Here is a 506-nt window from a genome sequence, read left to right on the forward strand (position 1 = left end):
TTTTCTATTCCACTTGCGGTTTGAAGTGTGATGGTTGGACAATCCATAAGTTTCTTTTGGATTTTGTCTTGATAAGGAAGCAAATTTCCACCTGCTGCTCGTCTGTAAACCCAACCTTTTTTCTGTAAGAAGAGAATGAACTGTTTTGGTTGCATCTCGAGTATTTTAGCGGCTTCTGTAAGACCAAAGAGTCCATTATGACGCTGTAAGCTTTCAAGAGCCATTGCCTTTGGTTTTAAATTTGCAATAATGTTATCTTTTTGTTCATTTTCATTTTTGAGATACGTTAAAACACCAAGCATAACTTGAGGGCTTGAGTAGTCGATTTGTGGTATTGCTGCTTGCTTTTCCAATTCTTGCCACCGATCAATTATTTTTGCTCGTAAGGCAGTGCTGTAACCAGATACGAGAATTAAGCATTCACGTTTGGGGAGGTTATAACAAGGGCGGCTTTCCCCTTTGCTATCAAGATAATAACCACTAAAATCAACCACCCCAAATTTGGG

Annotated in this window: 1 protein-coding gene; it reads right to left on the bottom strand. The window is 38.9% G+C overall.

Annotated elements, in window-relative coordinates:
- Positions 1-494, bottom strand: a 494-nt coding sequence (locus tag ACFIKR_RS09635) for a phage antirepressor KilAC domain-containing protein (protein WP_375659676.1), incomplete at its 3' end; no start/stop codon positions are given.
- Positions 495-506 lie beyond the last annotated feature (12 nt).

Source organism: Bartonella sp. MR30HLJHH (genome assembly GCF_042194195.1).
GTDB lineage: Bacteria > Pseudomonadota > Alphaproteobacteria > Rhizobiales > Rhizobiaceae > Bartonella > Bartonella grahamii.